The sequence below is a fragment of the Streptomyces sp. NPDC087422 genome, assembly GCF_044744145.1.
GTDB lineage: Bacteria > Actinomycetota > Actinomycetes > Streptomycetales > Streptomycetaceae > Actinacidiphila.
Genome location: NZ_JBIUXT010000003.1, coordinates 214,321 through 226,506 on the forward strand (window position 1 = coordinate 214,321; position 12,186 = coordinate 226,506).

The 12,186-nt window shown below is 73.9% G+C and carries 12 protein-coding genes; 7 read left to right on the forward strand and 5 right to left on the reverse strand.

Annotated features, from left to right (window positions below; genetic code table 11):
* The first annotated feature begins 133 nt into the window (after positions 1-133).
* A complete protein-coding gene (locus tag ACIO6U_RS10590; protein ID WP_401717490.1) occupies positions 134-1,099 on the forward strand; it encodes a DUF1152 domain-containing protein in 966 nt (321 codons plus the stop codon).
* 170 nt (positions 1,100-1,269) lie between these two features.
* Here ACIO6U_RS10590 and ACIO6U_RS10595 read toward each other — a convergent pair whose 3' ends face one another.
* The 3 genes from ACIO6U_RS10595 to ACIO6U_RS10605 form a co-directional block, all read right to left on the reverse strand.
* On the reverse strand, positions 1,270-1,701 hold the full coding sequence (locus ACIO6U_RS10595; RefSeq protein WP_355339936.1) for a VOC family protein: 432 nt from the start codon (positions 1,699-1,701) through the stop codon (positions 1,270-1,272).
* A 100-nt stretch (positions 1,702-1,801) separates the two neighbouring features.
* Complete coding sequence (locus ACIO6U_RS10600; protein WP_401717493.1) at positions 1,802-2,794, reverse strand: hypothetical protein; 993 nt, start codon at positions 2,792-2,794, stop codon at positions 1,802-1,804.
* A 195-nt stretch (positions 2,795-2,989) separates the two neighbouring features.
* Positions 2,990-4,453, reverse strand: coding sequence for an MFS transporter (locus ACIO6U_RS10605; protein WP_401717496.1), 1,464 nt, complete (start codon positions 4,451-4,453; stop codon positions 2,990-2,992).
* A gap of 528 nt (positions 4,454-4,981) precedes the next feature.
* On the opposite strand from ACIO6U_RS10605, the gene ACIO6U_RS10610 reads away from it, so the two are divergent.
* The 3 genes from ACIO6U_RS10610 (at position 4,982) to ACIO6U_RS10620 (ending at position 7,610) form a co-directional block, all read left to right on the forward strand.
* Positions 4,982-5,632: a TetR/AcrR family transcriptional regulator gene (locus tag ACIO6U_RS10610; protein ID WP_401718485.1), complete on the forward strand. Its 651-nt coding sequence runs from the start codon at positions 4,982-4,984 to the stop codon at positions 5,630-5,632.
* A 193-nt stretch (positions 5,633-5,825) separates the two neighbouring features.
* Positions 5,826-6,752: a cysteine/serine endopeptidase inhibitor gene (locus ACIO6U_RS10615; protein ID WP_401305717.1), complete on the forward strand. Its 927-nt coding sequence runs from the start codon at positions 5,826-5,828 to the stop codon at positions 6,750-6,752.
* Positions 6,753-7,019: 267 nt separating this feature from the next.
* Positions 7,020-7,610, forward strand: a complete 591-nt coding sequence (locus ACIO6U_RS10620; protein WP_391158460.1) for an exonuclease domain-containing protein — start codon at positions 7,020-7,022, stop codon at positions 7,608-7,610.
* Positions 7,611-7,634: 24 nt separating this feature from the next.
* Here ACIO6U_RS10620 and ACIO6U_RS10625 read toward each other — a convergent pair whose 3' ends face one another.
* Together ACIO6U_RS10625 and ACIO6U_RS10630 are read right to left on the reverse strand one after the other, a co-directional pair.
* The gene (locus tag ACIO6U_RS10625; protein ID WP_401717500.1) at positions 7,635-8,753 is read right to left on the reverse strand and encodes a winged helix DNA-binding domain-containing protein; all 1,119 of its coding nucleotides are present in this window, start codon (positions 8,751-8,753) and stop codon (positions 7,635-7,637) included.
* A gap of 9 nt (positions 8,754-8,762) precedes the next feature.
* Positions 8,763-9,185 carry a VOC family protein gene (locus ACIO6U_RS10630; protein ID WP_355339918.1) on the reverse strand — a complete coding sequence of 141 codons (423 nt, stop codon included), beginning with the start codon at positions 9,183-9,185 and terminating at the stop codon, positions 8,763-8,765.
* A gap of 120 nt (positions 9,186-9,305) precedes the next feature.
* Here ACIO6U_RS10630 and ACIO6U_RS10635 point away from each other — a divergent pair, with 120 nt between their 5' ends.
* The 3 genes from ACIO6U_RS10635 to ACIO6U_RS10645 all read left to right on the forward strand — a co-directional run bounded on the left by ACIO6U_RS10635 (position 9,306) and on the right by ACIO6U_RS10645 (position 12,002).
* Complete coding sequence (locus tag ACIO6U_RS10635; RefSeq protein WP_401305711.1) at positions 9,306-10,355, forward strand: helix-turn-helix transcriptional regulator; 1,050 nt, start codon at positions 9,306-9,308, stop codon at positions 10,353-10,355.
* Positions 10,356-10,692: 337 nt separating this feature from the next.
* Complete coding sequence (locus tag ACIO6U_RS10640; protein ID WP_401305709.1) at positions 10,693-11,313, forward strand: hypothetical protein; 621 nt, start codon at positions 10,693-10,695, stop codon at positions 11,311-11,313.
* Positions 11,310-12,002: a Fic family protein gene (locus ACIO6U_RS10645; protein WP_401717504.1), complete on the forward strand. Its 693-nt coding sequence runs from the start codon at positions 11,310-11,312 to the stop codon at positions 12,000-12,002. The genes ACIO6U_RS10640 and ACIO6U_RS10645 overlap by 4 nt, the downstream gene beginning before the upstream one ends.
* Positions 12,003-12,186: the final 184 nt, after the last annotated feature.

Genomic DNA, 12,186 nt, shown 5'->3' on the forward strand with positions numbered 1-12,186 from the left:
CGATGCTGCGCCAGCGGCAACTGACCTGACGCGTCGGGGATTCGGCCTGTCGCGCGGTGCGGGGCGCGGTGTCGGGTCATGACCTGCGGATGTCCTCAACGGCCGTGTGCCGCCCTCCTGTTACCGTCCCTGGGTGTACTCCCTTCATGAGCCCGCCCTGTTCACGCGGCTGCGCGACGCGCGGCGCGTGCTCGTCGCCGGCGCGGGCGGCGGCTTCGACGTCTACGCCGGACTGCCGCTGGCGCCCGCGCTGCGCGCCGAGGGCAAGGAAGTGCACCTGGCGAATCTGTCGTTCGCCGATCTGCACGGCCTGGACCTGGGCGTGTGGCTGGACCACAACGTGGCCGTCATCAGGCCCGACACCGTGGCCAGGGGTGACTACTTCCCCGAGCGGACGCTGGCGCGCTGGCTGGAGGGGCAGGGCCTCCCGTCCACCGTCCACGCCTTCGACCGGACGGGAGTCCAGCCGCTGCGAGCCGCGTACCGCGCGCTGATCGCCCACCTCGGCGGCGTCGACGCGATCGTCCTCGTCGACGGCGGCACCGACATCCTCATGCGCGGCGACGAGAGCGGACTCGGCACCCCCGAGGAGGACATGGCCAGCCTCGCCGCCGTTCGCGCGCTGGACGAGGTCCCCCAACGGCTCGTCGCCTGCCTCGGCTTCGGCGTGGACGCGTACCACGGGGTCAACCACGCCCTCGTACTGGAGAATCTGGCCGCTCTGGAGCGCGACGGCGCCTACCTCGGGGCCTTCTCCCTCTCCCCCGCCAGCCGCGAGGGCGCCCTCTACCTCGACGCCGTCGCCCACGCCCAGGCGTCCACGCCCGAGTACCCGAGCATCGTCCACGGCTCCATCGCCGCCGCCACCCGCGGCGACTTCGGCGACGTCCAGTTCACCGCCCGCACCAAGCGCAGCGAACTCTTCATCAACCCCCTCATGTCCCTCTACTTCTGCGTCGACGCCGTCGGCCTCGCCCGCCGCAACCTCTACCTCGACCGCATCGAGGACACCCACCTCACCCGCCAGATCAGCTCCGCCATCGAGCAGTTCCGCGACACCCTCCCCCGTCAACGCCCGCCCCGCACGTACCCCCACTGACCGGCATCCCGCCGGATCAAGACCCGGACCGTCCGCCCCGCGCCCGGGTCCTGCCACCCTCCGAGGGTGCCTCTCGTCCTCGATCATCGAGCCGGACGAGCACCGCGTCCCTGCGCTCCGGGTCGTCGATCTCCGGGCCGAGGTCGTCGGCGCGGGTCCCCGCAAGCGGGTCAGTCGAGGCAGAACTCGTTGCCCTCGATGTCCTGCATCACGATGCACGAGTCGCTGCCGCCGTCGTACAGCAGCCGTACGCGCACCGCGCCGAGCGGGATCAGCCGCGCGCATTCGGCCTCCAGGGCGGCCAGCCGCTCCTCCCCCGCCAGGCCGGTGCCCACCCGTACGTCGAGGTGCACCCGGTTCTTGACGGCCTTCCCCTCGGGGACGCGCTGGAAGTACAGCCGGGGCCCTGCCCCCGAGGGGTCCACGCACGCGAACCACGACCCCCGCTCCTCCGGAGGCTGCGCGGCGTCGTACTCCCCCCACGTCCCGAATCCCTCCGGCGGCGCCGGCACCACGTACCCCAACACCTCGCACCAGAACCGCGCGACCCGCTCGGGCTCCGCGCAGTCGAAGGTCACCTGGATCTGCCGAATCGCCGCCATCACCCCACCCTAGCCGGGCCCCGCCCGACCCCTGGGCGGCCCGCCCGCCCGGCGCGGCAGGCCAGGGCCCTTCGGGCCAGAGCCACCCGGGGACGGGAGGTCAGCCGGTGGCTTTCCAGTGGGTGTAAGGGGTGAGCATCTGGAAGGTGCGGGTGGGGCAGTAGAAGGAGCCGGCGGGGGAGTCGTAGTGGGTGTCGGCGTTGGCGGTGGAGGCGGGGGACCACGTGCCGTTGGTGCGGACGGCGATGTTGGCGGACTCGAAGGTGAGGTTGGCCATGTCGGCGCAGGAGGACGCCTGTCCGGAGGTGCCGACTGTGGAGTAGAGCTCTTCGATGTCCCAGCCGTCGGTGCGGCCGGACTGGTTGGTGCCGGACTGGGCGAAGAGGGTGTCCCACTTGCCGGTCGAGTAGTTGTAGAGGTCCGCGGACCAGGTGTTGGAGGCGGCGGAGGTCTTGACGACGCGGCCGGTGTAGGAGCCGGTGCCGCCGGTGTAGGTGGTGAGGAAGGAGCTGTTGATGGTGACGGAGGCGGCGAAGTTGACGCTGCGGCACCAGTCCCAGGCGGAGACCGAGCGGACGGTCCGCGTGTAGACGGTGACGAGTTCGACGCAGGAGCCGCCCGCCGGGTACATCGTCGGGGTGTAGATGGTGGTGCCGCTGTCGTGCACCGTGAGCTGGGTCGAGACGGACTGGGTGGCGCACGAACCGTCCGAGCCGGACAGCGACTTGAACGCCGTGCCCTGCGCCGGGTGGATGTCGAGCAGCGGCCGTACGACGGTGCCCGTGGCCGGGGAGGCCGTACCGAGCGGGCCCTTGGCCGCGATCCCGGACGGCGTCCCGTACTGCGAACGGTGCTGCCGCGTCAGTGAGTCGAGCTGGCGGTGGACCTCGGCCGCGGGCAGCGCCCCGCTGACGGTACGGCCGGAGAGCGTCGCCGAGCCGCACGCGGGGGCGGCGGCGGCCACGGGGGACGGCGCGAGGGACGGCGCGGGGGACGAAGGGGCCGCCGCGGCCGTGCCCAGGCCGCAGCCCAGGGCCAGCGCCGCCGCGGTCACGAAAACGGTCGCCGTCGATTTCGGCTTCAGACTGCTCACGAGGCTTCTCGGACTTCTCACGCTGATGCGATCCTCTCGGAGGGCCGGGTGGTGCATGGGGCTCGCATTACGCATGAGGTCATGCCCATGACAACCTGACCCGACCCGAAAGCGCCGTCTTCGGCCGGTAGTTGACCGTACGGTGGCGGGAAAGAGCCCGCCCCCGTCCGGCCGTACCGCCCCCTCAGTCCCCCGTCAGTCCCCTGTCGGCACCAAGTCCCGCTCCACGGACGGGGTTTCACGCCCCGGCACCGCGGTCCGCCGCAGCACCGTCAGGGCGACGGCCACGGCCGCGACCAGCAGCGCCGCGCCCAGCGTCAGGCCGAACCCGTAACCGTCGGAGAGCGCACCGAGCGTCGCGCGCCCGCCCGTGCGGTGCTGCGCGGCGGTGCCCAGGGCGGCGAGGCCGAGGGAGGCGCCGATCTGGCGGGAGCTGTTGAGCAGGCCGGAGGCGGTGCCGGTCTCGTGGGGCGCGACGGCCGCCGTGGCGGTGGAGACGACCGGGCCGAGGCAGAGGCCGAAGCCGACGCTGGCGACGATCGAGGGGCCGAGGATGTCGGCGGCGAAGGACCCGTCGGCGCTGATCATGCCGAACCAGCCGAGCCCGACGGCCGTCAGGATGCCGCCGGTGACGAGCAGGGTGCGCGGCGGGAAGCGGTAGCCCAACTTGATGGCGAGCACGGAGCCGCCGATCAGGCCGAAGGTGAAGGGCAGGAACATCGCGCCGGTCAGCGCGGGCCCCTTGCCGAGGATGTCCTGGAGGTAGAGGGAGACGAAGTAGAAGGACGGCGTCATGGCGGCGCCGACCAGGAGGTTGAACGCGTTCGCGCCGGAGACCGAGCGGTTGGCGAACAGGCCGAGCCGGATGAGGGGTTCGCGGGCCGTGGTCCGCTCGACGGAGAGGAAGGCGGCCAGCAGGACGACGGCGACGGCGAGCGTCGAGAGGGTGGCGCCCGAGGTCCAGCCGTGCCGGTCGGTGCGGACGACGCCGAAGACCAGGAGCGTCATGCCCGCGGTGGCGAGTACGGCGCCGAGCACGTCGGGGCGGCCTGCGCGCGCGTTCGGCGCGGTCGCGGTGACCCCGCGCCAGGCAAGTGCCAGCGCGCACGCCGCCATTGGCACGTTGACCAGCATGACCCAGCGCCAGCTCGCGTACTGCGTGAGGACACCGCCGATCACGACGCCGAAGGCGCCGCCCGCCGCGTTGACCGCGCTCCAGATGCCGAACGCCCTGACGCGCGCCCGGCCTTCGGGGAACGTCCCGGTCAGCAGCGCCAGCGCGGCGGGGGCGAGGGCTGCGGCGCCGATGCCCTGGACCGTGCGGGCGGCGACGAGTTGGGCGGGGTTCTGGGCGAGGCCGCCGCCGAGGGAGGCCAGGCCGAACAGGGCGAGCCCGAGCAGCAGCACCCGCTTGCGGCCATAGCGGTCGGCCGCCTTGCCGCCGAGCAGGAGCAGGCCGCCGTACGTGAGGGCGTACGCGTGGATCACCCAGGTCAGGCCGACCGGGCCGAAGCCGAGGCCGGACGCGATCTGAGGCAGTCCGACGTTCACGACGGACACGTCGAGCGACACCATGAACTGGACGACGGCGACGACCGCGAGGGTCAGCCCCGGGCGGACGGCCGCCGGGGCCCCGCTCGGCGGGGCTGTCGGGGGCACCGGGATGCCGGTGCCCCGGCCCGGACCTCCGCCCGGACCCCGGCCCGGAACCCGGCCCGGACCCCCCGGTTCGATCGGGCTGCTGCTCGGACTCTTCCTCAGCCTCTTCCGCATCGCGGACTCCCCGTTCTCGGCGCCGGCGCGCGCCGCCGCTCTCTGCCGTCCCGACTTTAGGAACGTGTTCCGAAAGTAGCACCGGATGTACCGGATGGGAATCGGGAGGGGGCGGACGGGGACGGACGGGGGGTGGACGGAGGCGGACGGGGGTACGCCGGGCGGCCGGGGCGGGCACGGCGGCCGTACGCGGCCGGTGCGGGCTTCAGGGGTACGGACGGACCCTCGCGCAGGTCACGGCGTACGTCGTACGGCCCGCGCGCGGCGGCGCGGCATGATGGGCCCATGCCCCGACCGCCCACACAGCCCGCGTCGCCCCAGCCGTCCGAGCAGCCCGCGCCGTCCAAGGCGTCCAAGCCGTCCAAGCGCGCAAGCGCCGCCCCCGCGCCGAACGGCCGCACCGGCCGCCCGCCCGTGACCTCCCGCGCGGAGATCCTCACGGCGACCCGTCGGCTCATCGACCGCGACGGCTGGGAGAAGCTGACGATCCGGCGGCTGGCCGCCGAGCTGGGCATCGGGGCGACGACGCTCTACCACCACATCCGGGACAAGGAAGACCTGCTCGTCCAGTTGCTCGAACACCACATCAGCCAGCTCGAACGCCCCGAACTCCCCGCCGATCCGCGCGACCGCGTCATCGCGTCCGCCACCGCGCTGCACGACGCGCTCGCCGCGTGGCCGTGGGCGGCGGAGGTGCTGACCACGGACGGTTTCGTCGGGCTGCTCGACGAATCGGCGCTGTGGATGGTTGAGGGCATCGTGTCCGGGGCGGACGAACACGGCTGTACGCAGGAGCAGTCCGTGCACGTCTTCCGCAGCATCTGGTACTACACGGTCGGCGAGATCCTGGTGCGCGCGCACTCCGTACGGTGGCCGAGCGGCGGCGAACCGCCCGTGTTCCGCGAGACGTTCGACGCGGAGAAGGTGCCGCACCTGGCGGCCGTCAGCGGCCGGTGGCACGAACTGGCCCTACGGGACACGTATCGCGACGGGCTGCGGACGTTCGTGGACGGGTTGCTCGCGGCGGGCGCGCCGGGGGCTCGGGAGCCGGGCGGGGGCGCGTGACCCGTGCCCGGTGGGAGGGCATGACAACGACGTCCTGAACCGTTCGGTGTGCCGCCGCCTCGCCACCGTACGGCGGCTTGTTCGCGTACTGTCAGCCCCGTACGCCCCGTACGCCCCGTACGCCCCGTACGCCCCGTGCTCAACGCCTTGCTCAGGCTCCCCCCACTCTGAACAGACGTAGAGGAGAGGTACATTGCGCGCTCCGCGAGGTGTCAGGCGAGGTATCAGGCGAAGCGTCAGGCGACGGATCGGCCGACGGGGCACGCGCCGCGTCACGCCCTGGCTCGGCGCCCTGGCGGGTGCCTCGGCGCTCGTGCTGCTCGCCGGCGGACCGGCCGTGGCCGCCGTGCCGGTCGGGCAGCCGATGAGCGGGTCGATGACGTACTACAACGACGTCGGGTACGGCGCGTGCGGGACGCGGATCGACGCGTCCACGCAGTATCTGGTCGCGGTGTCGTACCAGTGGTGGACCTCGGCCAACCCCAACAACGACCCTCTGTGCGGCGGGATTTCGGTCCAGGTCACGTATAACGGCAAGACGCTCACGGTGCCGGTGGCCGACAAGTGCCCGACGTGCGACGCGACGCACATCGACCTGAGCCAGCCCGCGTTCGCGGAGTTCGCGCCGCTCGGGACGGGTGTCGTCACCGGCATCACCTGGCAGTTCGTCTCCTCGAACGGCACTCCCCCGCCGCTCGCCGCGCCCACCGGCCTGCACGCGACGGCCACCACCGACACCTCGGTCGCCCTGTCCTGGACCGGCGTCTCCGGCGCGGCCTCGTACACCGTCTACCGCGGCGGCGCCCAGGTCGGCACCACCGGCGGCACGTCCTTCACCGACACCGGCCTCACCGCGGGCACCGCCTACACCTACACGGTCGCTGCCGCCACCGCCTCCGGCACCGTCAGCCCCGCCTCGGCCCCCCTGTCCGCCACCACCACCGGCGGCGGCAGCGGCACCCCCGCCTGCCCCGCCCCCTGGAGCCCGTCCGCCTCCTACGTCCCCGGCAACGCCGTCTCCTACAACGGCCACAAATTCACGGCGACTTACTACTCCACCAACGCCGTCCCCACCGACCCCTCCTCCTGGGCCGTCTGGACCGACAACGGCTCCTGCTGACATCCCAGTTGCCAGGCCCCTACGCCAGACGCCCGGCCAACCCCCCCGGATCCGCCGCCCGAAGCACCCTCCCGGGAACGTCCGCCTTGGGGTCAGTCCTGGATCAGGCCCCCGGTCAGGACCGGGGGCACGTGGCCTGTTGGGGGCGGAGGCGGCCGCCGGTGACGCGGACGCGGTAGAAGACGCCGACGCGTCCCCGTACCTCCCGGCCGAAGGCTGGTCGGGAAATGGTTCGGCGTCCGGCGGCTGGCTTCCTATGCTCGACGGATGAATTGGGGCGGGGAGTTGCTGAATGTCGTGGATGTCGAGGCGACGTGCTGGGACGGACAGCCGCCGCCGGGGGCGGTGAGCGAGATCATCGAGATCGGGCTGACCGTGGTGGACCTGGCGGCCGGGGAGCGGGTGGGGCGGCACCGGTGGGTGGTGCGGCCGGTGCGGTCGCGGGTGAGCGCGTTCTGCACGGAGTTGACGGGGCTGACGCAGGCGGAGGTGGACCGCGGGGTGTCGTTCGCCGACGCCTGCGGGGAGTTGGCGCGGGAGCACCTGGCGGGGGCGCGGGTGTGGGCGAGTTGGGGGGACTACGACCGGCACCAGTTCACGCGGCAGTGCCGGGCGACGCAGGTCACGTACCCCTTCGGCAGGTCGCATGTGAACGCGAAGGCGGTGTTCACGCAAGGGTACGGGCTGCGCAAGCGGCCGGGGATGGCGGAGGCGCTGCGCGTGGCCGGGCTGCCGCTCGAAGGGCGGCACCACCGGGGCGAGGACGACGCCTGGAACATCGCCGCCCTCGTCCTCGACCTCGCGCGCGCCGACGCGTGGCCGACGCGCGAGGAGTCGTACGGACCCCAACAGCCTTAGACAAAGGGCGCGTTCAAGCCGCGCCTACGCGGTGCGGACCAGGTCGCTCTCCCCGTCCGTGAGGAAGGCCGCCAGGGCCCGGCCCTCGTCCATGACCGCGTCGCGCTCCGCCCGCCGCAGCGGCCGGAGCGGGGTGACGGCGACGCCCCGCGCCTCCGCCGTCCACGTGGCGGCGACGCGGCCGTCGACCAGGACGACGCGCTGACCGGCGACGGACAGGCCGCGGTGGGCGTCGTCCACGATCCTGGTCCGGTCGGCGTAGCCGAGAAGGGCGTTGTCGAAGGCGGGCAGGAAGCGTACGGGCGCGGGGGTGCCGGGGTCGGGGCGCGGGGCGTCGGGGAGGTCGAGCAGTTCACGGCCCTGGGTGTCGCGGAAGGCGACGAGTTCGGGGCGTACGGCGGCGACCGCGGCGGGGAGCCCCGCGAGGCCGGACCAGGCGCGCAGGTCGGCGGTGGCGGCGGGGCCGTACGCGGCGAGGTAGCGGCGTACGAGCGCCTGTCCGACGAGGTCCTCCGCCGCGTCGTCGGCGGGCGGCGGGTCGATGTCGCGGCCCAGCCACGACGAGAGCAGGACGTTGCGGACGCCCGCCTTCGTACGCCACAGGCCGCGCGGGGGCCGCTGCGCCATGGGGAGCAGGGCGGCGACGACGAGTTCGCCGAGGACGCGCCGGGGCGGGCCCGGCCAGCGGTCCGCGAGCGCCGCGACGATCTCGGCCATCGTGCGGGCCTCGCCGTCGGCCACGACGGCGCGGGCCGCCGCCGCCAGCGCGGCCAGGTCGATCCCGGCCAACTCGTCGCGGTACGTGCCCAGGACGCGCTGCCGCAGCATCGGATCGTGGCGGGCCCGCCAGGCGAGCGCGTCCTCGGCGGTGACGAGATGGACGGTACGGCGCATCAGATGGGTGCGCACCACCTCGCGCCCGGTCAACAGGCAGTCCAGCGCGGCGGGTTGGAAGCCGCGCAGCCGTGACCAGAGCCCGGTGAACGGCTCCTGCGGTTCCTGCGCCTGGACGCCGCCGAGGTGCGCGACGGCGTCCAGGACCGGCAGGTCCGAGCGCTCCAGCAGGAGTTGGCGGGCCAGGGTCGCCCGGTTCAGGGCGCGGCTGTCGAGCGGCGGCGTCACGTACGGCGTCACGTGCGGCATGACGCGGCGTCAGCCGCCGTACGGGGCAGTGACGTCCAGGACCCACACGACCCCGAAGCGGTCGGTGAGCATGCCGTACAGCGGTGCCCACTGCGCGGGCGCGAGCGGCTGCGCGACCGTCGAGCCGTCCGCCAGCTTCTCCCAGAGCGCGGTGATCTCCTCGGCGCTGTCGCCGCGCACCGAGACGAAGAAGGCGTTACGGCCCTGGTCCCAGGGCAGGTGCGACGGGACGTCGTACGCCATGACGTGGAAGCCGTCGTCGGACACGACCTCGCCCCACATGATCCAGTCGGCCTCGCTCTCGGCCTGTACGGCGCCGGCGTCCTTGTACGTGACGGCGGTGAGGCGCCCGCCGAAGACGGACGCGTAGAAGTCGAGCGCCGCGCGGGCCTCGCCCCGGAAATTCAGGTGGGTGGCGGTCGTGACGGACATGGGTGGCTCCTTGCGCTGTCGGGTTCGAACCTTCGTGACCTGCGTGTTTCCCGGTCTGCGACCCACCCTCGCACCCGTACAGGACAGTTTCTGTCCTGTACTCGGGAGAGAATCGGACGTATGCAGAAAACGTCGGCCCGGCTGCTCTCCCTCCTGTCCCTGCTCCAGACCCGCAGGGACTGGCCGGGCGGCGAGCTGGCGGAACGCCTGGACGTCAGCGCCCGTACGGTCCGCCGGGACGTGGACCGGCTGCGCGAGCTGGGCTATCCCATCGCGGCCTCCAAGGGCCCCGACGGCGGCTACCGGCTCGACGCCGGGGCGCGGCTGCCGCCGCTGCTCTTCGACGACGACCAGGCCGTGGCCCTGGCCATCGCCCTGCGGATGGCCACGGGGGCGGGCGCGGGCATCGAGGAGGCAGCCGCCCGCGCGCTGACGACCGTACGGCAGGTGATGCCGGCGCGGCTGCGGCACCGGATCGACGCCCTGGAGGTGACGGCCGTCCCGCCGCCCGGCGCCGCGACCGCCGACAGCGACGTCCTGACCGCGCTGGGCGCCGCCGTCCACGCCCGCGAGGTGCTGCGCTTCGACTACGCGGGCCCGCCGGAGCCCGAGGCCGGAGCCCCTGCGGCTCCCGCCGCGCAGGAGCCCGATTCCGTCGCGGAGCCCCGCCGCGTCGAGCCCGATTCCCCCGCCGCTCCCCGCCGCGTCGAGCCCCACCACCTCGTCGCGCGCGGCGGGCGCTGGTACCTCCTGGCCTGGGACCTCGACCGCGCCGACTGGCGCACCTTCCGGGCCGACCGGATTCGCCCCCGCACCCCCACGGGACCCCGCTTCACCCCCCGCGACCTGCCCGGCGGCGACGTGGCCGCCTTCGTCACCGCCCGTTTCCGCGGCGCCGAGGCCCCCGCGCGGGGCGCGGCCGACTGGCCCTGCCGCGGTGTCGTCGTGCTCGACCTGCCCGCCTCCGCCGTGGCCCCCTACGCCCGCGACGGCCTCGTCGAACCCCTCACCGCCGACCGCTGCCGCCTCACCCTCGGCTCCTGGTCCTGGCCCGCGCTGGCCGCCGCCCTCGCCCAGTTCGACACCGCCGTCGAGGTCATCGGCCCGCCCGCGCTCAAGGACGCCTTCGCGACCCTCGCCCGGCGCTTCGCCGCCACCGCCGGTCAGTAGGCCCCCGGCGGCCGGAAAACCGGAGGCGGACACGGGCGCGGGCCGCGACACTGGACGGCTGTCCGCATCCCCGCCCGCACCCGCACCCCCGGAGCCCGCCACGTCAGCCGAGCAACCCGCCACGCCCGCCGAGCAGCCCGCCGCACCGGCCGAGCAACCCGCCACGCCCGCCGAGCAGCCCGCCGCACCGGCCGAGCAACCCGCCACGCCCGCCGAGCAGCCCGCGCCACCGCCCCCGTACCGCGTCCCCACCTGGCCAGAACTCGACCCGGAGCGCCACCCGTTCGCCTGGGACGACGCCGAGAAGGCGCGAGTCGAGGCGCTGGTCAGGGAGTTGGTGCCGCAGGTGCGGTCCGGCATGGCGGGCAAGTGGGCGCGGGAGCGCCGCTGCGTGCCGCGGATCACCGCGCTCTTCGTCGAGCGGTACGGCTCCTGGGCGCGGGAGTGGAACTGGAGCGTCGGCGAGGGCGACAACGACGGCGGTGTGGTCGGCAGTTGGTGCTGCGGGGCGCACTCGGTGACGACACCGGACGCGACCGCGGCCAAGGCCGTCGCCGCGCTGGCCGAGTGGCGGGATTGGCTGGAAGAACTGGCTGAGCGCTTCCGGGAGTTGGCCCCGGCACCGGACGCCTCCCCCGAGCAGCGCAGTTGGCACCTGGAACGCGCGGCGGTCCGGCTGGTCACGCGCGTCGTGGACCGTACGCAGGCGGAGAGCGGCTGGTACGGAACGTGCCGACTGGTGCTGGGGTGGTACCTCACCTCCTGCGGAATGGGTGACGCCGAGGCCACGGCCGTGGTCGACAGCGCCATCGGCGGACGCTTCACGAGCTGGGTCGCCCCGCCGTCCACGCTCGTCGATTCGGTCGGCGAGGATCTGGCCGTCGCCCTGACCGGCAGCCTCCCCTACCGCGACCACCGCGAGTACAGCCACCTCGAAGAGCGGCACGACGGCGGATGACGTCCACCGCGCCGCAGCCGCCCGGGGACTCGGCCGTTCCCGCGAGCGCGTACGGGACCGGCCCCGACGCGCTGGCGGCCTGGTGCCGCGTACGGCGGCGGGTCGACTGGACGGCCACCGGCGCCGACGACGTGACGGCAGGCCGGACCACCCCGGCCGTCGACGGCTTCGCCGCCTGGTGCGTGGGTCCCGTCCGGCGCCGCGACCCCGTCCGCGCCCGCCGCCTGCTGGCCGCGTACGAGGCGGCCCGCGCCGACGCCGTACGCGAAGTGCCCCTGACGTTCGGCCTGTTGGCCGGGTGGCAGCGGACCGTGCTCGGTGCGGACGAGGCGGCGTTCAGGACCGGGGACGCGTACGCGAAGGGCGGCCGGGAACGGTACGGGCTGAACTCGCGCACCCCGGCGGACTTCGCGGAGTGCCTGGCCCAAAGCGCGGACGCCGCCGTGCCGTTGGCCGCGCGCGCCGCCCGGACGTATCTGGACGTGGCCTTCTTCCACCCCTTCGCCGACGGCAACGCCCGTTCCGCGCTGCTGGCGTTGACGTATGTGCTCGCCCGCGAAGGCGTCGTCCTGCGCGAGGTGGGTCCGCTCACGATCGCGCGTTACGCGGACGACGCGGCGGGAGCCGCCGATCTCGCCGTGCTCGTCGCGGTTCTCGCGCGACCGTCGGCGAGCCGGAGAACGGTCTGACCCCAGCCGTACATCTCCCGTACACCGCACGTTCGCCGCGATGACATCGCGCGGCCATCTCTTCGCGGCTCCTCGTGTGTGTTGCGGCACGTTCGGCCGCGCCGGCCGGGCGTCGGCGGGCGGGGTGGAAGGGACGGTCGCCGCGCAGGTCAGAGGGGGCGCGAGAGGGGGCGGAAACGCGTTC

Excerpts from the sequence above, each read along its gene's own strand:
- ACIO6U_RS10595 (WP_355339936.1), bottom strand. The coding sequence starts at position 1,701 with ATGGCGGCGATTCGGCAGATCCAGGTGACCTTCGACTGCGCGGAGCCC.
- ACIO6U_RS10620 (WP_391158460.1), top strand. The coding sequence starts at position 7,020 with ATGAATTGGGGCGGGGAGTTGCTGAATGTCGTGGATGTCGAGGCGACG.
- ACIO6U_RS10625 (WP_401717500.1), bottom strand. The coding sequence starts at position 8,753 with ATGCCGCACGTGACGCCGTACGTGACGCCGCCGCTCGACAGCCGCGCC.
- ACIO6U_RS10630 (WP_355339918.1), bottom strand. The coding sequence starts at position 9,185 with ATGTCCGTCACGACCGCCACCCACCTGAATTTCCGGGGCGAGGCCCGC.
- ACIO6U_RS10635 (WP_401305711.1), top strand. The coding sequence starts at position 9,306 with ATGCAGAAAACGTCGGCCCGGCTGCTCTCCCTCCTGTCCCTGCTCCAG.
- ACIO6U_RS10645 (WP_401717504.1), top strand. The coding sequence starts at position 11,310 with ATGACGTCCACCGCGCCGCAGCCGCCCGGGGACTCGGCCGTTCCCGCG.